Annotated in this window: 14 protein-coding genes; 8 read left to right on the plus strand and 6 right to left on the minus strand. The window is 70.2% G+C overall.

From position 1 onward, the window contains the following. Positions 1-3 precede the first annotated feature (3 nt). Complete coding sequence (locus ACLQ2O_RS33405) at positions 4-957, plus strand: hypothetical protein (protein WP_425839768.1); 954 nt, start codon at positions 4-6, stop codon at positions 955-957. A 553-nt stretch (positions 958-1,510) separates the two neighbouring features. On the opposite strand, the gene ACLQ2O_RS33410 is transcribed toward ACLQ2O_RS33405, so the two are convergent. After that, positions 1,511-1,984 carry an NUDIX hydrolase gene (locus ACLQ2O_RS33410; RefSeq protein ID WP_425839771.1) on the minus strand — a complete coding sequence of 158 codons (474 nt, stop codon included), beginning with the start codon at positions 1,982-1,984 and terminating at the stop codon, positions 1,511-1,513. Positions 1,985-2,209: 225 nt separating this feature from the next. Between ACLQ2O_RS33410 and ACLQ2O_RS33415 the strand changes: the two genes are divergently transcribed. Genes ACLQ2O_RS33415 through ACLQ2O_RS33425 form a run of 3 tightly spaced genes read left to right on the plus strand, consistent with a single transcriptional unit; the run spans position 2,210 to position 5,896 of the window. Next, positions 2,210-3,967 (plus strand): extracellular solute-binding protein, encoded by a 1,758-nt coding sequence (locus tag ACLQ2O_RS33415; RefSeq protein ID WP_425839774.1) that lies wholly within the window; start codon positions 2,210-2,212, stop codon positions 3,965-3,967. Between the two features lie 5 nt (positions 3,968-3,972). Next, complete coding sequence (locus tag ACLQ2O_RS33420) at positions 3,973-4,911, plus strand: carbohydrate ABC transporter permease (RefSeq protein ID WP_425839777.1); 939 nt, start codon at positions 3,973-3,975, stop codon at positions 4,909-4,911. Positions 4,912-4,915: 4 nt separating this feature from the next. Continuing rightward, entirely contained in the window at positions 4,916-5,896 is a 981-nt protein-coding gene (locus ACLQ2O_RS33425; protein ID WP_425839780.1) for an ABC transporter permease, read from the plus strand. Here ACLQ2O_RS33425 and ACLQ2O_RS33430 read toward each other — a convergent pair. Together ACLQ2O_RS33430 and ACLQ2O_RS33435 are read right to left on the minus strand one after the other, a co-directional pair. Then, positions 5,822-6,685, minus strand: coding sequence for a hypothetical protein (locus ACLQ2O_RS33430; RefSeq protein ID WP_425839783.1), 864 nt, complete (start codon positions 6,683-6,685; stop codon positions 5,822-5,824). The two genes, ACLQ2O_RS33425 and ACLQ2O_RS33430, sit on opposite strands and share 75 nt — an antisense overlap. Next, positions 6,682-7,947: a polysaccharide biosynthesis protein gene (locus ACLQ2O_RS33435; RefSeq protein ID WP_425839785.1), complete on the minus strand. Its 1,266-nt coding sequence runs from the start codon at positions 7,945-7,947 to the stop codon at positions 6,682-6,684. The genes ACLQ2O_RS33430 and ACLQ2O_RS33435 overlap by 4 nt, the downstream gene beginning before the upstream one ends. Before the next feature lie 67 nt (positions 7,948-8,014). On the opposite strand from ACLQ2O_RS33435, the gene ACLQ2O_RS33440 reads away from it, so the two are divergent. Both ACLQ2O_RS33440 and ACLQ2O_RS33445 read left to right on the plus strand, forming a co-directional pair. Beyond that, positions 8,015-9,706 (plus strand): hypothetical protein, encoded by a 1,692-nt coding sequence (locus tag ACLQ2O_RS33440; RefSeq protein WP_425839788.1) that lies wholly within the window; start codon positions 8,015-8,017, stop codon positions 9,704-9,706. A 56-nt stretch (positions 9,707-9,762) separates the two neighbouring features. Continuing rightward, the gene (locus tag ACLQ2O_RS33445; protein ID WP_425839790.1) at positions 9,763-9,930 is read left to right on the plus strand and encodes a DUF2613 family protein; all 168 of its coding nucleotides are present in this window, start codon (positions 9,763-9,765) and stop codon (positions 9,928-9,930) included. Here the strand turns inward: ACLQ2O_RS33445 and ACLQ2O_RS33450 are convergent. Next, positions 9,915-11,039, minus strand: coding sequence for a glycosyltransferase family 4 protein (locus tag ACLQ2O_RS33450; RefSeq protein ID WP_425839793.1), 1,125 nt, complete (start codon positions 11,037-11,039; stop codon positions 9,915-9,917). The genes ACLQ2O_RS33445 and ACLQ2O_RS33450 overlap by 16 nt on opposite strands. A 107-nt stretch (positions 11,040-11,146) precedes the next feature. Between ACLQ2O_RS33450 and ACLQ2O_RS33455 the strand changes: the two genes are divergently transcribed. Then, positions 11,147-11,905 (plus strand): class I SAM-dependent methyltransferase, encoded by a 759-nt coding sequence (locus ACLQ2O_RS33455; RefSeq protein ID WP_425839795.1) that lies wholly within the window; start codon positions 11,147-11,149, stop codon positions 11,903-11,905. Then, the gene (locus tag ACLQ2O_RS33460; RefSeq protein WP_425839798.1) at positions 11,902-15,999 is read left to right on the plus strand and encodes an alpha-(1->3)-arabinofuranosyltransferase; all 4,098 of its coding nucleotides are present in this window, start codon (positions 11,902-11,904) and stop codon (positions 15,997-15,999) included. Before ACLQ2O_RS33455 ends, ACLQ2O_RS33460 begins: the two co-directional genes overlap by 4 nt. Here the strand turns inward: ACLQ2O_RS33460 and ACLQ2O_RS33465 are convergent. Continuing rightward, a complete protein-coding gene (locus ACLQ2O_RS33465; RefSeq protein ID WP_425839801.1) occupies positions 15,888-17,111 on the minus strand; it encodes an acyltransferase family protein in 1,224 nt (407 codons plus the stop codon). The two genes, ACLQ2O_RS33460 and ACLQ2O_RS33465, sit on opposite strands and share 112 nt — an antisense overlap. A 31-nt stretch (positions 17,112-17,142) precedes the next feature. Beyond that, positions 17,143-18,984 carry a hypothetical protein gene (locus ACLQ2O_RS33470; RefSeq protein ID WP_425839804.1) on the minus strand — a complete coding sequence of 614 codons (1,842 nt, stop codon included), beginning with the start codon at positions 18,982-18,984 and terminating at the stop codon, positions 17,143-17,145. Between the last annotated feature and the right edge of the window lie 46 nt (positions 18,985-19,030).

The raw sequence follows: 19,030 nt of genomic DNA on the forward strand, positions 1-19,030 counted from the left end.
CGGATGAACGCGACCGCCTTCTCGCCCGAGAACCCGAAGGGCGGGGGGCCGGGTGGTGCCGGAAGCTCTGCCGCTGCGGCCGGTCGTGCCCGCTCGACGGGAGCCGAGCGCCCCGAGCCGACGCGGCCGTTCCGGTGGGATCTGGTGCGGCCGGATCAGCTCGGGTCGCTGCTCGACGGCGTCGAGGAGCCCGGCCTGTGGTTCCTCGACGAGCTGGTCGAGTGCGCCGGGCGGGTGCTGGCGCAGTCGGCCGGTGGTGATCTGCACTTCGTCGGTCGCTCGGTCGACAGCCTGTACGACCTGCTGAGCGGAGCTCTCGCCGGCACCGGGTGGCAGGACCGGCTGCATCCGCTGCCGTTGTCCTTGTACGGGTACGACGGCCAGGCCTTCAACCCGACGGAGCTCCGGCAGCTGCGGACGAACCTCACCGCCGCGGGCCTCGCGCCGGCGGAGCTGATGCGCGGGCGGCCGACGGTGTTCGTCGACCTCGTCTACCAGGGTTCGACGTTCGGTAACCTGTACGCCGTACTGCGCGAGTGGATCGACGACGAGCACGCCCAGTGGGACGTGATCCGCCGGCAGTTGCGGTTCGTCGGAATCACCTGGCGGCGGAAGACGAGCCCCAACACCTGGCGCTGGCAGCAGGCAGCCGAGTGGGTCGCCGAGCTCCCGGCGACCGCGATCCGCAACGTGTCTGTGGACGGTGCGGTGTGGCACTACTTCGGCAACGCCCAGGCGAAGACGGCAGCGTCGTTCCGGCGGACCCGGTGGAGCGACCCCGAGGTCGCCGAGCCACCGCGCGACGACCAGTCCCGCTTCGCACTCGCCGAAGCCGTCAGCCTGGTCGAGCAAGCCGGCACACCGGAGATCCGCCACAGAATCGCAGACCGGATGAGCCGAGAACCAACCACCGGCGAGCGCTGGTCACGAGAACTCCAGCGCGACCTCCGCCGCTAGCACATCGCAGCCACCACCCCGGGGCACCGCCTCGCAAGCCCCCCCGGGGCACCGCCTCGCAAGCACCCGCCGAGGCACCGCCTCGCAAGCACCCCCCGGGGCACCGCCTCGCAAGCACCCCCCGGGGGCACCGCCTCGCAAGCACCCCCCCGGGCACCGCCTCGCAAGCACCACCCCGGGGCACGTCCCCCCCAAGCACGGCCCCGCAGGCACCGTCCCGGGGCACAACCGCAAGCACCGACCGGCGCCGTGCACCTGCGGGCGGGCGTGAACCTGCATCTCGCCGAGGGCGCCCCGGCACCGCCCCGCAAGCACCGCCCCCGGGGCGCCGCCCCGCGGCCACCACCCCGGGCACCCTCCGGGGCGCCACTCCCCGAGGCGCCACTTCCCGAGGCGCCCCGCGGGGCACCACTCCCGGGGACACCCCCCGGGACGCCATCCTCGGGGCCCCCGGGACGCCATCCTCGGGGCCCCCGGGACGCCACCCTCGGGGCACCACCCGGGCACCACCTCTGGGGCGCCACCCTCGCGGCACCCCTGGGGCGGCTCTCGTTCAGCTGGTGGTGAAGACCGGCGCCAGGTTGTCCTCCAGGGCGTTGCTGATGCAGAGCTCTTCGCGGGGGTGCAGCTTCGGGTGGTCGGTCAGCGGGAACCAGCCGACCTCCAGCGACTCGTCGTCGTTGACGCGTGGCGTGCCGCCGGTGGGGTGGCAGCGGAAGCACAGGTCGAGGTACTGGACCTGGTCGCCGTTCGGGTACGCCGTCGGCGGGAGGGACTCGACGCGGACGAGCCGGTCGACGGTGGCGTGCACGGCGGTCTCCTCGTGGATCTCGCGGACGATCGCCTCGGCGGGCTGCTCGCCCGGTTCGAGGATGCCGGCGGGGAGACTCCAGCGGCCGTCGTCGGCACGGCGTACCAGCAGCACCTGGCTGGAATCGTCGAGCACGACCGCGGTGATCCCGGGCATCCACAACAGATCGTGACCGATCTTCTCGCGCAGCGCGAGGATGAACTTCGGCGTCGTCATGGTCCGACCCTAGCCAGGGCACGGTTACTTGACGCAAGAAAGTGAAACGGTTCAGTGCAGATGGTGAACGTTTCATTGGAAATCACCGATGGTTCACAACGAATCCACGGACGGTGACACCGACCCCTTTCGGGGCGTACTGATCTGTGCCATCCTCACCTGCCAAGATCATGGATCCTATCGGATATCTCATGAGGTCCGCGGTGACTTCGACTGGGAGGCGGCATGCAACCAGCAGTGAGGACAGGCGGCATCCGGCGGCGCACCTTCGTCGCCGGCGCGGTGGGGCTGACCGCGGCGACGACGAGCGGTCTGCTCAGCGGCTGCGGTCCGGACGAGGCGGTCGGGGCGAGTCCGGAGAGTCTCGCGGCTCCGCCGGTCACGCCCGGGCCGAAGACCGGCGGCATCGTCTACCCGGACGGCTACGTCGGCCCGGTGGCCCGCAAGCTCGGCCCGATCGTCACCGAGCCGACCAAGTTCGTGGTCGTGGTCCCGCAGGACCTGACCGTCGGCGACTGGGCCAAGAACAAGTTCACCAAGTGGCTCGAGCAGCGCACCGGCATCACGATCGAGTTCCGCCAGATCGCCGGTGCCGACGAGGACGTGACGATCAAGGTCAACGCGATGATCGCCGCCGGCGACATCCCGGACGCGTTCATGGGCGTGAACTTCAGCAAGTCCCAGCTCTACCTGTACGGCGCGCAGAACCTGTTCGTCGACCAGTTGGAGTACACCGACAAGTACGCCCCGAACCTGCAGCAGATGTTCCACGACTACCCGCTGGCCAAGAAGCTGTCGACCTCCCCGGACGGCAACGTGTACGTCTACCCGTCCTTCAACGACTGCTACCACTGCCGGGCCGGCAAGTCGCGGACGTGGATCAACAGCCGCTGGCTCCAGCAGGTCGGGCTGGCGATGCCGAAGACCACCGACGAGTTCCGTGAGGTCCTCCAGGCGTTCAAGAAGGCCGACCCGGCCGGCCGCGGCCGGACCCTGCCGTTCGTCGGCTACAAGGAGGACGGCACCAACCAGGTCACCGTCGACAAGTTCGTGATGAACGCCTTCCTCTTCAACCCGGCCTCGCCCTGGCTCGTGGTCGACGGCGGCAAGGTCAAGGCGGCGTACTCGCAGGACGGCTGGCGCGAGGGTCTGAAGTACCTCAGAACCCTGTACGCCGAGGGCCTGCTCAACCGCGACGCGTTCAGCATGACCGCCGAGCAGGTGCAGCGCGCCGGGAACAACCAGGACGGACCCCTGCTCGGAGTGTTCCAGGGCAACTACTGGGGCACCGCGATGGACGTCGACGTGGAGGATCCGAACGCGCGCTGGCACGACTACGAGGCCGTCCCGCCGCTGGAGGGCCCCGACGGCTTCCGGGTCGCCAACTGGGACCACTACGCCGGTTTCGACCCGCGGCTGGTGATCACCCGCAAGTGCCGGCGCCCGGATCTCCTGGTGCGCTGGGCGGACTTCCAGCTCGACCTCGAAGTGATGATGGCGGCGTACGCCGGTGCGGGCAGCTGGACCTTCGCCAAGCGTGGCGACAAGGCGATCAGTGGCAAGCAGGCGCTGTTCGGCATCTCCGGGACCTGGGCGCCGGACAAGACCAAGGACACCTGGGCGCAGCGCAACCCGAACTACCGCTCCGGCGACTTCCGGCTGGCCGAGCGGGTCGACCCGACCAAGCCGACGTTCGAGAAGCCGCTGTACGAGCAGACCAGGGACCGCTACTTCCCGTACGCCGAACCGATCGAGCAGCAGTTCCCGCCGGTCGCGCTGGAGGGTGACCAGGCCGCGCTGGACGCGTCGCTGCTGCTCGACCTGAGCGGCGAGGTGGTGCAGACGATGGCCCGTTTCGTCACCGGCAAGGGGGACCCGGCCGACGACGGGCAGTGGCGCGACTACCTGGGCCGGCTCGACAAGATCGGGCTGCGCCCGTACCTGGACATCCAGCAGGCCGCCTACGAGACCTTCCAGGGGTGAGCGCGATGACGACGACGCAAGCCGCACCGGACCGCGAGTCGGACGACTACCTGCCCGCGGCGGTCAAGGAGACCCGCGCCGACCGGATCGTGCTGATCTGCAACTACACCGCGCTCGGGCTGTTCTCGCTCGCGGTGCTCTACCCGCTGGTCTACGTACTGAGTGCCGCGTTCAGCGAGCCGAAGAACGTCCAGTCCGGCGAGGTCTGGCTGTGGCCGGTCGGGCTCAGCCTGGAGTCGTTCCGGTCGATCTTCGACTACGACGGCATCGTGCGCGGCTTCGGTAACTCGGTGGTCTACGCGATCGGCGGCGCGCTGCTGGCGACCGCGCTGACGCTGCTCGCGGCGTACCCGCTGTCGCGCCGGGACCTGCCGGGCAAGGGGCTGATCCTCGGGCTGTTCCTGTTCACGATGATGTTCAACGGCGGGCTGATCCCGAACTACCTGGTGGTCGACCGGACCGGCCTGCTGGACACCCGGTGGGCGATGATCCTGCCGACCGCGATGGCGGTCTGGAACGTGATCATCACCCGGACCTACTTCCAGACCACGATCCCGGAGGAGCTGCACGAGTCGGCGCGGGTCGACGGGTGCAGCGACATCGGCTTCTTCTGGCGCGTCGTACTGCCGCTGAGCAAGCCGATCATCGCGGTCAACCTGCTCTTCTACGCCGTCGCGCAGTGGAACTCGTGGTTCAACGCGCTGATCTACCTGACCAGCGAGCACCTGTTCCCGCTGCAGCTGGTGCTGCGGCAGATCCTGGTCCAGAGCAACGTCGACCCGTCGCAGGTCCGCGACGTCGCCGAGCTGCTGCGGATGAAGGAGCTGCAGGAGCAGCTGAAGTTCTCGCTGATCGTGATCGCCACCATCCCACCCCTGCTGGTCTACCCCTTTGTGCAGAAGCACTTCGTCAAGGGGGCCATGGTCGGCTCGCTGAAGGGATAACGCCATGGCCACCGAAATCATCGAGCGGCCTCAGGTCGCGACTACAACGCCGACGCGGAAGCCCCGCAAGCACTCGCAGACCCTCGGCGCACGGATGAAGAAGAACTGGCAGCTGTACCTGCTGCTCGCGGTGCCGCTGATCTGGCTGGCGATCTTCGCCTACTGGCCGATGTACGGCGCGATCATCGCGTTCAAGGACTACAACGTCATCGACGGGATCCTCGGCAGCCGCTGGGTCGGGCTGAAGCACTTCGAGCGGTTCACCGAGTCGTACCAGTTCTGGCGGCTGATCAAGAACACGCTGATCCTGCACGGCTACGAGCTGCTGGTCACGTTCCCGCTGCCGATCATCCTTGCCCTCGGCCTCAACCTCGCCCGGCGCCGCTGGTACCGGCGGTCGGTGCAGATGATCACCTACGCGCCGCACTTCATCTCCACCGTCGTGGTGGTCGGGCTGATCGTCGTCCTGGTCGACCCCAACACCGGCGTGCTGAACCAGTTCCTCGGGTTGTTCGGCGTCGGGCCGGTCGAGGTGCTGAGCAACCCGGACTGGTTCCGTCACCTGTACGTGTGGTCGGCGGCGTGGCAGACGATGGGCTTCTCGGCGATCATCTACCTGGCCGCGCTGACCAGCGTCTCGCCCGAGCAGCACGAGGCCGCGATCGTCGACGGCGCCTCGCGGCTGCGCCGGGTCTGGCACGTCGACCTGCCGGCGATCCGCCCGGTCGCGGTGATCCTGCTGATCCTCAACATCGGCTCGATCATGTCGGTCGGCTTCGAGAAGGTCCTGCTGCTGCAGAACCCGCTGAACCTGCAGAGCTCGGAGGTGATCGACACCTACGTGTACAAGCTGGGGTTCGTCTCCCAGATCCCGCAGTTCAGCTACGCGGCCGCGATCGGGCTGTTCCGCTCACTGATCGGCCTGGTGCTGCTCGTCGTCGCCAACAGCCTGGCCCGCCGCTTCGCCAAGTCCAGCCTCTGGTGAGCCTGCGTCTGTTGAGTAGGGAGCCAGCAGCCGGTCGCGGGCGGCCGCCTTCTCGGCCGCCCAGTCGGAGCTCCAGCTGACGTTGCCGAAGTGGATGACGCCTTGGTCCGACAGCGTCCAGTGCCGGCCGTGCGTCTTCATCACCTGCGTGAGCAGGCCGAGCGTGTCCCACCACTTGCCGCCGCGCTCGGCCTGCACGGCAGCGGGGGAGAGCCCGACGTGCTCGACCGTACGGCGGAACGCGGCGTCGTTGCGGATCAGCGCGCAGAACGGGTGCACCCGGTCGGTGAGCTGGAGGGTGACCGAGTACTCGATCGGGTCCGACCAGTCGTCGTCCGGTGAGCGGCGGACGGACTCGCGGACGTACGAGGTCGGGTGGGAGTCCTCGCCCGACGGGGGCAGTTCGCCACCGTCGTGCAACAGCCAACGAGCCTGTACGGCGAACGCTTCGGGGTCGGCAGCGAGTGAAGCCGCCAGCGCGTCGATGGTGCCGTCGGCAACGAAGCACACGTCGCAGTCGACGAACAGGTAGGCGTCGTAGTCCGGCCGGGCCAGTACGGCGTCGCGCAGGATCTCGCCGTGCGTGGTCAGCGTGTGGGTGGTCGTGTAGCCGGTCTGCACGACCTCCACGCCGGCGAAGCGGGAGAGCCGGTCGAGCTCGGTGGAGTCGTTGTCGAGGACGACGACATCCAGGTCCTCACGGTCGGGGTGGTGGTGCAGCAGCGACGCCAGCAGCAGTTCGGCGTACGGCGTGGTGCCGTGGTTGACCGTGAGGACGCAGATCTTCATTCAGCTTGTGCAACCGATTGACGATGGAGACCCGAGGCGAGGGCGACCGACAGGGCGATGGCGCAGGCGCTGGTCATGGCGACGAGGACCTTGACGCCGGTCATGCCGGTGGCGATGTCCGCGCCGAGGATGATCAGGGTGGCGATCGCGAGGCTGGCCAGGCCGATCCAGATCAGCACCGCGGCACGCTTCTCCTGCTGCGCGATCGCGGCGTACACGACCAGCTGCAGCACGGCGTACGACGAACCGGCCAGTGCGAACAGCCACGCGATCGGGCCGACCGGCGCGTAGTCCGGACCGCCGACGATCTTGACCACGAGGTCCGGCAGCACGAGTGCGCCGAGCACCGTGCAGACCCCGAGCGCGGCGACCGCCTGGATGGCACGGCGCAGCCGCTGCGTGTCACCCGGACTGGTGGCCAGCGACGGGAACACGATCACGATCACGAACTGCGGCAGGAACAGGCACGCCTTCGCCACGATCACGCCGGCCGCGTAGTACCCGCTGTCCTTGGAATCGAGCAGGCCGCGCGCGAGCAGCACGTCGGCGTTCGCGATCACGAAGAACGCGAGCAGCGTGTGAGTGCCGTGCACGGTCTCGCGCAGCACCTCCTTGACCTGCTCGATGGTGCCGCCGGTCGAGCCGCGCAGCAGGAACGTGCCGAGCAGGGCCGGTACGGCGGCGCCGAGCGCCAGGCCGATCATCGCCGACGGCACGCTCGGGTGGATGAACAGCGCGCCGCCGCCGAACACCAATCGGCCCACTCCGGTCGACGTGTAGACCGCCGCCAGCTCGGTCCAGTTCTGGCCGCCCTGGAGCACGCCCAGCTGCGAGCCCATCACGGTCAGAAAACCCAGTGTCGGTGCGACCATCACCGCTGCGATGATCGAGTCGATGTGCAGCAACCACATGATCAGCGGCGTCGCGACCAGGCAGACGGCGGTCAGGCCGACCGCGGCCCGGCGGCCGGCCTTCAGCATGCTGTCGGCCAGCGCGGCCTCGCCCGGACCGGTGTGCGTGGCGATCCGGCGCGCGCCGGAGGCCTGCAGTCCCAGGGAGGCGACGTTGCCGATCAGCAGCAGCCCCAGCAGGGCCGTGACGGCGCCGAACTGCTCCGGGATCAGCCGATGAACCGCAATCAGGGTGAATCCGTAGGCGGCCACGTTCATGATGGCCATACCGACGGCGACCACCGTGGCGCTGCGGAGGAACGCCAGCTTCGGTGCGGCCGGCTGCTGGTCGGGAGTCGTGTCTGAGGTCATCCGGCTTCTGTTCTGCTGGTGGGTCGGCGATTACCGTGCGCTGGAACGATACTGCGAGGAGGCGGTCTTGGAGCGGGGAACCAACCGGGCAGCCCGGCTGATGCCGTGGGCCTGGCCGGTGCTGCTCACTGTGCTGATCACCGCTCCGCTGCTCGCTCCGGGGTACGTGGTCGGCTACGACCTGGTGTTCGTGCCGGACCTCACGCTACGGCGTGACCTCTTCGGTGTCACAACTGCCTTACCGCGCGCGGTTCCTTCCGACGTCGTGGTCGCGCTGCTCGACGAGCTGGGCGGTGGCCAGGTCCTCAACAAGGTGGTCCTCGTCGCGGTGCCGTTGCTGGCGGGTCTGGGGATGACAGCGCTGTGGCGCGAGCTACGGCTCGGCGGACCACTCGCCGGCGCGGCGGCCGCCACGCTCTTCGTCTGGAACCCGTTCGTCGCCGAGCGCTTCCGCCTCGGTGCCTGGGCCCTTCTTCTCGGGTACGCCGCCCTGCCGTGGCTGGTCCGTTCGGCTCTGCGCCTGCGCCGGGGAGAGGGGTGGGTCGGCTTCCTGCTGGCCTCCGCACTCTGCGCGCTGACGGCTTCCGGCGGCATCGTCGGTCTGCTGGTCGGCGGACTCATCCTGCTCTGGCCGCGCGGCAGCCGACCGGGCCCGCTGGTCGGAGCGGTCATGCTCAACCTGCCGTGGATCGTCGCCGGCTTGGCTCGTACGTCGGGCGCGACCACCGACCCTGCGTCGGTTCCGGCCTTCGCGGCGCGCGACGAGGGCTACGGGGGAGTGGTGCCGACGCTGCTCACGCTGGGTGGGGTGTGGAACGCCAACGTGGTTCCCTCGCGGCGGGGCGACCTGGTGCCGTTGCTGCTGGCATTTGTCCTGCTCCTGATCGCGTGCGTCGGGGTTGTCCTCTGGTGCCGACTTGAAAGGCTCGCACAGGCACTGGTGGTGGCGGCGGGGGTTGCGCTGCTCATCGCGATGGCCGGCGTGGTGGCCACCGAGCCGCTCTCGTGGGTGGTGGCGCACGTGCCGGGCGCTGGTCTGTTCCGGGACGGCCAGCGGTACCTGGGTCCACTGGTGCTGCTGGAGGCGATCGGCTTCGGTGCTGCGATCGCGGCCTTGCTGCGGGTCGCGCCGCTGACTTGGCTGGTCGGTGCGACCGCTGCGCTCATGCCGCTGGCCGCGCTGCCGCAGCTGGTGGGTGGAGGGTTCCAGACCTCGCAGTACCCGGCCGACTGGGAGCAGGCGCGCCAGGTGCTCGGGGCGGACTCACAGACGGGTGATCTGATGCCCTGGCCGTTCGAGTCCTACCGGGCGCCACGCTGGAACGCCCGCCGCCCGGTGCTCGACCCGATGCCGCGCTACTTCGACAAGCCCGCGGTGGTCCCGGACGAGCTGATCGTCGGCGGCAACCGGCTGGCCGGCGAGGACCCACGCGCCGCCGCTGTCGCGAACGCGCTGCGCACCGCCGTACGGACCGGTGCTGATCCGTCGCCGGAGCTGCTGCGGCAGGGGATCGGCTGGATCGTCGTGGACCGCGAGGCGGGTGGGCCGCAGCCGCGGCAGCTGATCCCGCGGCTGACCGAGGAGTTCAGCGGTCCGTCCGTGAGCGTGTACCGCCTCGACGGAACGCCCAAGGAGCAGCACTTCCCGCCCTGGCGGGTGGTGCTGATCGCCGCCGCATGGATCGCCGCGGGCGCCGTACTGGCAGTGGCTCTCCTGAGCTCCGCACCGGTCGTCCAACGCGTCCGATCCAGGCTCTAGCCGCGCGCCCGGCTCGTTGTTACTCTTCGGTTTACTTCGAGGAGGGGACACGTTTCATGGGAGCTTTGATCGGTGCCATCATCGCGGTGCTCGCGGGGGCGGGGATCGCGTCGGCCGCGGTCATCGGGGTGGTCCAGTCCGTGCAGGAAGACCCGGCCAAGCCCGGCCCCGACGCCGCGCAGGGCCAGGCCGACGTGCCGATCGTGGCCTACGGGAACAAGTAGGACCTCTGCCGTTCGAGAGCCGGCCGGCCGGTGAGGACCCGGTCGAACGCGGTCGCCGTGGCGGCCCAGGTGTAGTTGCCCGCACTGGCCAGCGCACCCGCCGCCAGCGCCCGCCGCCGGCTCTCGTCCAGCAGCAGCGTGGTGATCGTCGCGTTGAACTCCGCGGCGTCGTCCACCAGCACCCCTGACACGCCGTCCTGCACCGACTCGGTCGGCCCGCCCGCACTGCGGTAGGCAACAGTCGGTACGCCGTGGCCGGCAGCCTCGCCGACCACCAGCCCCCAGCCTTCCTTCAGGCTCGGCAGGGCCTGCACCCACGCTTCGTCGTACGCCGCGTGCTTGTCGGCCTCGCTCACGTGTCCCCGGAACTCCACCGCGTCCCGCAGACCCCGCGAAGCGACGTACTCGCGCAGTGAGTCCTCCCACCAGCCCGACCCCACCACGACGAGTCGCGCGTCGGGCAGGACTACGCGCGCCGCGGCGATGGCGTCGACCGCGTGCTCGACCTGCTTGTGCGGCACGATCCGTCCGACGCACACCACCGTCGGTACGCCGGCCTGCGCGACCTGTCGGGCCGGCGCCGGGTCGGTGCCGTTGTGCACGACGTCCACCCGTTGCTGGTCGACGCCCAGGGCAACCAGTTCGTCCCGGGACGCCGAGGAGACCGTGACGTAGCGGCAGTCCCGGTAGAGCCTCGGTGCGACCCGCGACTCGAGCCACCACCCGAACCGGCCACGCCAGCCGGGGTACACCACCTGCCACTGCTCCTCGTGGACGTGGTGGACCAGCACGACCACCCCGGTACGACGTACGAGGCGGGTAAAGAATGGCAAACCGTTCTGCACGTCGACCACCCTGTCCGGCCCGCGCAGGACCGTGTGCAGCAGGCCGCGCAGGTACACGGTGACCTTGCTGCCGCGGTAGACGTACCGGACGTCGTACCGCCGTGCCTCGCGGGGACTGCCGGGGTAGGCCGCGCACAGCACGGTGACCCGCCAGCCCAGCGCTGCAAGGCCTCTCGCGACCTCCTCGACGTACCGCTCCGAGCCCCCGCCCTCCGGATTTGTCGTGTCCCGCCAGTTCAGCAAAAGCACGCTCTGAGCACGCACTCCACAACCCCCACCCTCGACGAAGCTACCCCCGGGTAATGCGGCGCGAGGTTACCAGGCAGTAACGATGTCCGCCAGAGGTCGTGAGATCGGTTATCGTCCCGCCTGTGCGTGCAACGTTCCCGGACTCCGAAACCACCGTGCGGTGGACCGCGGACGTCCGGCGCGCGCTGCGGTTGTTTCGGGCCTTCGGGGTCGAGCAGAGCGACCCGGACACCTTCTACGGAACGCTCGCCGAGGACTCGGTCGGCCAGCTCTCGGCGTACGTCGACCTGCGCGGCGCGCGGATGCTCGACGTCGGCGGCGGACCCGGCTACTTCGCCGACGCGTTCCGGGCCGCCGGCGCTCGCTACTACGCCGTCGACTCGGACCTGGGTGAGCTCAGCGGCCGTGGCGAGCCCTCACCGGGCACAGTGCTCGGCAGCGGGATGGCCCTGCCGGTCGGTGACCAGCAGGTCGACATCTGCTTCTCCTCGAACGTGCTGGAGCACGTGCCGGACCCGTGGCTGATGGCGGACGAGATGGTCCGGGTCACCAAGCCCGGCGGCACGGTCTTCCTGTCCTACACCGGTTGGTGGGGTCCGCACGGCGGCCACGAGACGGCTCCCTGGCACTACCTCGGCGGGGACCGGGCCGCACGCCGGTACGAGAAGCAGAAGGGCCACCCGCCGAAGAACAGGTTCGGTGAGTCCCTCTTCCCGATCACCGTGGCCGGCGGACTGCGCTGGGCCCGGCAGTGCGCGGAGGCCGAGCTGGTGGCGACCGTGCCGAGGTACCACCCGCGCTGGGCGTACGGCGTACTGGCTGTGCCTGGTGTGCGTGAGGTCGTGACCTGGAACCTCGTCCTGGTGCTTCGGCGCCTATGAGCAGCTTGTTGCGAGGACCACTCAAGCGGCTGAGAGCAGGCAGCCCGGAGCAGGTGGTCTGGCGGGCACGTCTCGTCCTGGGCTGCCTGCTGCTGGTGGCGCTGTCGTTCCACCAGGCGCCGGGCAAGATCGTGCCGGACACCAAGCTGGACCTCACGGCCAACCCCGGCGCCTTCCTGGCGCGGGCGCTGCACCTGTGGGACCCGCAGGGCGCGTTCGGGCAGCTGCAGAACCAGGCGTACGGCTACCTGCTGCCGATGGGACCGTTTCACTGGCTGCTGGACGTGGTGAACGTTCCTGGCTGGGCGATTCAGCGACTGTGGTGGGCGCTGGTCCTCTGTACGGCGTTCGTCGGCGTCTGGAAGCTGGCCGGTGCACTCGGGTACGGCGCGCCCTGGGCTCGCTTCACTGTCGCCCTGCTCTACGCACTGAGCCCACGGATGCTCGGCGAGGTGGCGATCACCTCGATCGAGGTCTGGCCGCTGGCGATGGCGCCCTGGGTCCTGCTGCCGCTGGTGACGCCGCGGGCGCGCTCCGGCTGGTGGCGGGTCGGTTGGTCGGCCGTGGCCTTCGGACTGGTCGGGGGAGTGAACGCGGTCGCGACCGGCGCGACGCTGGTGCTGCCCGCGCTGTGGCTGCTGACGCGCCGGCTGGACCGGTCGACGCTGAAGATCGCGGCCGGCTGGTTCGGCTGCATCGTCGCGGTGTCGTTCTGGTGGCTGGTCCCGTTGCTGCTGCTCGGCCGGTACAGCCCGCCGTTCCTGGACTGGATCGAGAACGCGGCAACCACCACCGGCACCGCGAGCATCTTCGAGTCGTTCCGCGGCACCTCGCAGTGGCTGAACTTCCTGGGCACCGGTGACGGACCGAGCTGGCCGGCGGGCTGGCTGTTCGTCACGCAGCCCGCGCTGATCCTGACGACCGCGGCCGTGGCCCTGCTGGGCTTGGCGGGTCTGGCGATGGGCTCGCTGAAGAACAGGGGCTTCCTGCAGCTCTCGGTCGTGGTCGGGCTGCTCCTGCTGACGCTGGGCCATCACAGCTCGCCTCTGTCCGGGCAGCTGCAGGACCTGCTCGACGGACCGCTGGCAGCGCTGCGCAACACCCACAAGTTCGAGCTGGTCGTGCGGCTGCCGCTGGCACTCGCCGCAGCTCATGCGCTGACCCGGTTGGCCAGCTGGGCGACGGCCCGCGGAGTACAGCGTCGTCTGGTGCCTGCGCTCGCCGCGTGCCTGGTCCTGTCGGTCGCGACACCGGCCATCTTCGCTCAGCTGCCCAGAGACGAGAGCTACGAGGCGATCCCCGCGCACTGGCGTGAAGCCGCGTCCTGGCTCGACAGCCAGCAGACGAGCGGCAGCGTGCTCGTCGTACCGGCTGCGTCGTTCGCGGACTTCACCTGGGGTTCCACGAAGGACGAGCCGTTCCAGGCGTTGCTGAAGCGGCCGATGGCGGTGCGGGACGCCGTTCCGCTCGGATCAGCCGGTACGACGCGCTGGCTGGACGAGGTCGAACGCCGACTCGCCTCCGGCATCGGCGACAGGACCCTGCAGCAAGCACTGGTCCGCGCCGGCGTCCGGTACGTCGTCGTCCGCAACGACCTCCGGTACGACGCGCAGGTGAGCCCGACGGTCGCCGTGCACGAGAGCCTGGCCGAGGCGGGCATCGCCCGGGCGGCGTACTTCGGCCCGGTGACCGGTAGCTCGATCGAGTCGCCCACCGTGACCCTGGACGAGCGCACCCGGCTGCCCTACCCGAGCGTGGAGATCTACGACGTCGGCGACGACGTCAGCCCGGGCCGCCTGGTCCCGCAGTCGGAGCTGGTCGCGGTGCGCGGCGGCCCGGAGGACGTGCCGTCGGTGCTCACCGCACTAGGTGGCAATCGCGAGGCGGTGCTCAGCACCGACACCAACGGCCTCGACCTGCCGCTGGTCCAGACCGACGGCCTGCAACGGCGTGAGGTGTCCGTGGGGCGCCCGGCCGAGAACTACTCGCCGGTGATGACTGCCGACGACCCGGGCCGGATGGGACGCCGGACGCTCGACTACCTGCTCGACCCGCCCTCACCGCCGACGACCCGGGTGTGGGGCGGCGGCGTGGCCGACGTACGGGCTTCCTCGTCGGCAGCTGATGCCGACGCGACTCTGCGGACCGGACCGGGCAACGGGCCGTTCGCGGCGCTGGACGGCGATCCCTCGACCCGCTGGATCTCCGGCACGTTCGGGCAGAGCAGCGGTGAGTGGTTGGAGCTCGACTTCACCGCGCCGCGCAAGGTGTCCGACCTGAAGGTGCAGTTCTCGCTGCAGGCACCGACGACCGACCCGGTCCGCACGCTGAAGGTGGACACCGACGCGGGGTCGCTGACCACCGTGGTCGAGGGCACCGGCAAGCCGCAGCCCGTGCCGGCGCCGGATGGATTCACGCAGCGCCTGCGGCTGAGCGTCGGCGTGACCGACGGCAAGAACCCGAACGGCGTCGCGATCGCCGAGGTGATGCTGCCCGGTCTGACTCCGGTCAGCCGGCTCGAGGTGCCGGGCGGACTGGTGAAGCAGCCGGACGCGCTGCTGTTCCGCAACGAGCAGCCCGGTCGCTCAGCCTGCCTGCACGTCGGCGCCCGCTCGCTGTGCCGGCAGGGCGTCGCGAAGGACTCGGAGGAGCCGACCGGTCTCTACCGCAGCGTCGACCTGCCCGGCGCCGCGTCGTACAAGCTGCAAGGGACGGCGCTGCCACGGGACGGCGCGTCGCTGGAGCGGCTGCTGGAGGTGCCGGGCGGGATCACCGCGACGGCGTCCTCGCGAGCAGTGACGGCGCCCGAAGGCCGGCCCGGTGCGGTGGTCGACCAGGACCTCGGCACCGGCTGGGTAGCAGCACCGGGGGACGAACGTCCGACCCTGACCCTCAAGTTGCCGGGGTCCCGCAAGCTGCAGGGGATGCAGTTCCTGAGCGACCCGTACCTGGCGGCGGCCCGGCCGAGTGAGGTGGCGGTTCGCTTCGACGGCGGTACGCCGACGACGCTGAAGGTGACGCCCGAGGGGTTCGTGACGTTCCCGGACCGGTTCAAGTCGGTACGCACGATCGAGCTGGTGTTCACCGGGACGCAGGACCTGGTCGACGTCGACTCCGCGACCGGTCTGTCCCGCCGCCTGCCCGTCGGGGTGGCCGAGCTGCGCATCCTCGGGGCCAACGACCTGCGCAAGGCGATCGACCCCAACGCGGTCACCGGCGCAGTCTGCGGATTCGGTCCGACAGTTCAGGTCGACGGTGTGCCCGCCGCGACCAAGGTGACCGCGACGATGCGGGACGTGCTGCAGCGGCGGCTGGTGAAGTACTCGTTGTGCCAGCAGCCGTCCGTCCCGTTGCAGGCCGGTCGCCACACCCTGGATGTCGTTGGCAGCAAGGACTTCGTGCCGGTCGAGCTGGCGCTGACCAGGACGGACGCGACGCAGCCGGAGAACGCGGCAGCCCAAGGTGTCAACGTCTGGCGGCCCAGTCCGTCGGAGCTGATGCTGGAGGCGCCGCTGGCCACCGAGGACTCGGTGCTGACCGTCGCGCAGAACTTCAGTACGGGCTGGGAGGCCCGCGACAGCACCGGCCGCAAGCTGACACCGATCCGCGTCGGCGGATGGCAGCAGGGCTGGCTGCTCCCGGCCGGACCCGAGCAGCAGGTCACCGCGCGCTTCACCCCCGACCGCGACTACCGGGCCGGTCTGCTGGTCGGACTGGTCGCCCTGCTCCTGGTGGCCGGGCTGGCGATCTTCTCGCGTCGCCGGTCGCGGCACTCCGGCCACCGGCTGCGTGAGGCCCAGCGCCTCGGCGCTTGGCCCACGTCTGTCCTGCTGGTGGTGGCGGGCATCTTCATGGCCGGCTGGATCGGCCTGGTCGTCACAGTCGTTGCCGCAGCGCTTGCCTGGTTCCTGGACGGTCGCAGGATCGCCCTGATCGGTGCGGTGGTCGCAGCCGTCCTGCTCGGTACGGCGATCGCCGCGGCTCAGCCCTGGCCGGACGGGGGAGCAGGACTGACCTCCGGAGTCGTCCAGGGATCCGTACTGCTGGCAGCCGCGTTGGCCGTGCTGTCCAGACCGACCGGTGAGACGTCGTAAGAGCGGTCGCGGCGACCGAGCCGCATGATCGGCCGCTCCATCAGGTAGTAGCTCGCGGCCGCGACACCGGCTGACACGACCAGGGTCGGCCAGAACAGCAACGCGAAGTGCCCCTGGAACGGCTCGATCCCGAAGAGTCGCTCGATCAGGCTCAGCACGATCAGGTGGTAGCAGAACACGCCGAACGAGATGTCTCCCGCGACGTGCGCGATCCGGCCGCCGAGCATCGCGGTGGTCCGCCGCGACGGTGTGATCGCCGGGAACACCACGCAGGCGGCGATCGCGGTGTAGAGCAGGCTCTTCACGAACGCCTCGCCGGCGCTCGACGACGTCAGGTCGTAGGGGCCGGCGAGCGGGCCGGACGCGATCACCAGCAGGACGGCCGCGACCGCCCAGATCGTGCCGGGGATCGTGGACAGCGTGTCCAGCGCGGACGGCCCGAGCCGTCCGCTGCTCCGGGCGACCTGCCAGAGCGCGAACCCCATCCCGACCGCGAACCAGCCGAGGTATCCGGGCAGCCAGAGCCCGGCCATCGGCCGGTCGGTGGCGTTGACGGCGGCCATCCAGATCGGGCCGAGCACCGTGAAGCAGGTCAGCACCGCCAGCCGGCGACGGACGGCCTTGCGGGTCGGGCGCTCGTAGCTGATCAGCAAGCGGGCCAGGAACGGCAGCAACAGGTAGAACGCTACCTCCGTCGCCAGGCTCCACATCTGGGTCAGCCCGTCGGCGGCGGGCGAGTCGACGTAGATCTGGCTGAACGACGCGTGCCGCAGGTACGTCGTCCAGGTGATGCCGTCCTGCCGGGGGACCAGCAGGGCCGCGAGCACGACGGCCACCCACAACGCGGGCAGGATCCGCAGGGCGCGGTTGCGCAGGTACGGCAGCGTCAGCGGCGGCTCGGTCTCGCCGAACCAGGCGACGACGTACGGGCGGTAGAGCAGGAAGCCGGAGATGGCGAAGAAGATCGCCACTCCGACGTCGAGCCGCGCCAGCAGGCCGGCGAAGGGTCCGTTGAGCGCGTCGCCGCTGTGGAAGCCGACGTGCGTCGTCAGCACGGCGAGGGCACCGAAGGCCCGCAGACCGTCCAGGGCGGGGAAGCGCATCCGTCTCATTCACTCACCTGCGTCTGTGGCTGGGCCTGTCTCATTGGCTCACCTGCGGCAAGCCGACCTCGACACTACCGATGCAGAGGTTGCTCTCGGGGTCGGTGGTCCGGAACCGGACCGCGGCCAGGTCGGTCGCCGGGGTCGGACCTAGGTAACTGTTCGCCAGTCCGGCAGGCCACGCCCCGGACCCCGCCGGTACGGCGACCGTGCGGCCGTCCGTGCCGACCAGTTCGACCGCGACGGTGTGCTCCCGGGTGCTCAGGTGACCGACCTCGAGGAACCAGGCGGCCTTCGGTCGCTCGGCGGTGGTCGCCTTCAGCGGCAGCGTGATCGTGCGCGCGCCTTGCAGGAGGACCGAGCAGATCTGTCCCTTCTTCTTCGGCGGCATCACGGCGGTCGCCCACGGGGTGAGGTGCGCCGGACGGATCAGCCCCGTGTCGTCGACCATGCGCGGCTCGCTGCTCGAGGCCTGCAGCTGGAAGGGGATCCCGGCCGTCCGCAGCACCGGGGAGACGCGTGGATCGGCCGACAGCGCGATCGACAGCGACTCGGGCAGGCGGGTGTCCCAGAGGTTCACCGACGGGCCCGCCTGGTCCAGCTCGGCGCGCAGCGTGGTGAAGTACGGGCGGGACGGGTTGTCGTCCCAGTACTGGGCGAAGTTGACCAGCGAGACGATCGCGGCCGCGGTCCACGCGACCATCGCGCCGGTGGCTACGAGTGGTGGGAGGCGGACCGACCGTGCCGTGAGGACGACGGCGAGCGTGAGCGGGATCGAGAGGTCCGACCAGTAGTGGTGGTGCACGGTGAAGGTGGCGCCGAAGAGTGCGAAGCGCCCGTAGCCCACGAGCAGGACGGTGACCAGGGTGTAGATGCCGACCGAGGCCCAGAGCAGCAGCGCCCGGCGATCCCGGCGCCACGCCGTCGCCAGTAGGCCGGCCGCGACGATCCCGCCGAGCACCACGACGACGGCCGGAGCCTCGGCCAGCCCGAAGGCGCCGGAGCTCGGGGTCCAGGTCCACGGGCCGCCGGCGAGGGCGCCGACCGGTACGGCGAAGGACCTGCCGGCCAGCTCGACCAGGGTGCCGAAGCCGGGCAGCCGGCCGTCCGACGGGTTGCCGTTGGCGGCGTACAAGATGCCGAAGGCAACGACAGGGACGGTCAGTGCGGCGGCGTACGGCCAGGTCCGGCGGAGCCAGAGCTTCAGGGGAGGCTCGCGCAGGTAGAGCGCCAGGGCCAGCGCGGTGACGAGGATCAGGCCCGACTTCTCCCAGCAGGCCAGGGAGACCAGCAGTGAAAAGGGGCCGTAGGCAACGGCTCGGCGGCGGTGGCCGGCGGACCAGTCGACGGTCGCGTGCAGCAGGAGCAGGCTGAAGACGTGGGCCGGGAGGTTGTTGACGCCGCTCGACAGGGACATGAACGACGGCATGCTGAGCGCGGTCAGCGCGTAGACGACGGTGCCGGTCAGGACCCACCAGGTCGACCCGAGCAGCCGCAGCAGGAGCAGGCCGAGCAGCGCGATCGCCAACGCCTGCAGGAGAACGCGGCACGCGACGGTGAAGTCCCAGTTCAGCGGGGCGAGCTCGGCGAAGGCCGCGTAGACGAAGCGCAGACCCGGCGCGATGTGATCGTTCACAGGGGTCAGCAGCTCGTCCGGCGCGAAGCCCCGGCCGCCCTGCACCAGGAACTCGAGGTCGTCGCTGAGCCAGTACCCGCGGCGCGCGAGCAGGCCGAGCACCACCGACTGGACGACCGCGACGCCGACGACGAGCGCCCGCAGAGCGGCTGGTTCGGGCGCGGTGAAGCGACTCGCCGACGCACGCCGTACAGCCGTCTCGGACGCGGTACGACGGCGCGCGAGCACGCCCTGGATCCCCCTCATGGAGCCGAACTATAGGTCAGTGCGGGACGACCACGACTGCCTCTGT

Source organism: Kribbella sp. DT2 (assembly GCF_049844575.1).
In the GTDB taxonomy this organism is placed as follows: domain Bacteria; phylum Actinomycetota; class Actinomycetes; order Propionibacteriales; family Kribbellaceae; genus Kribbella.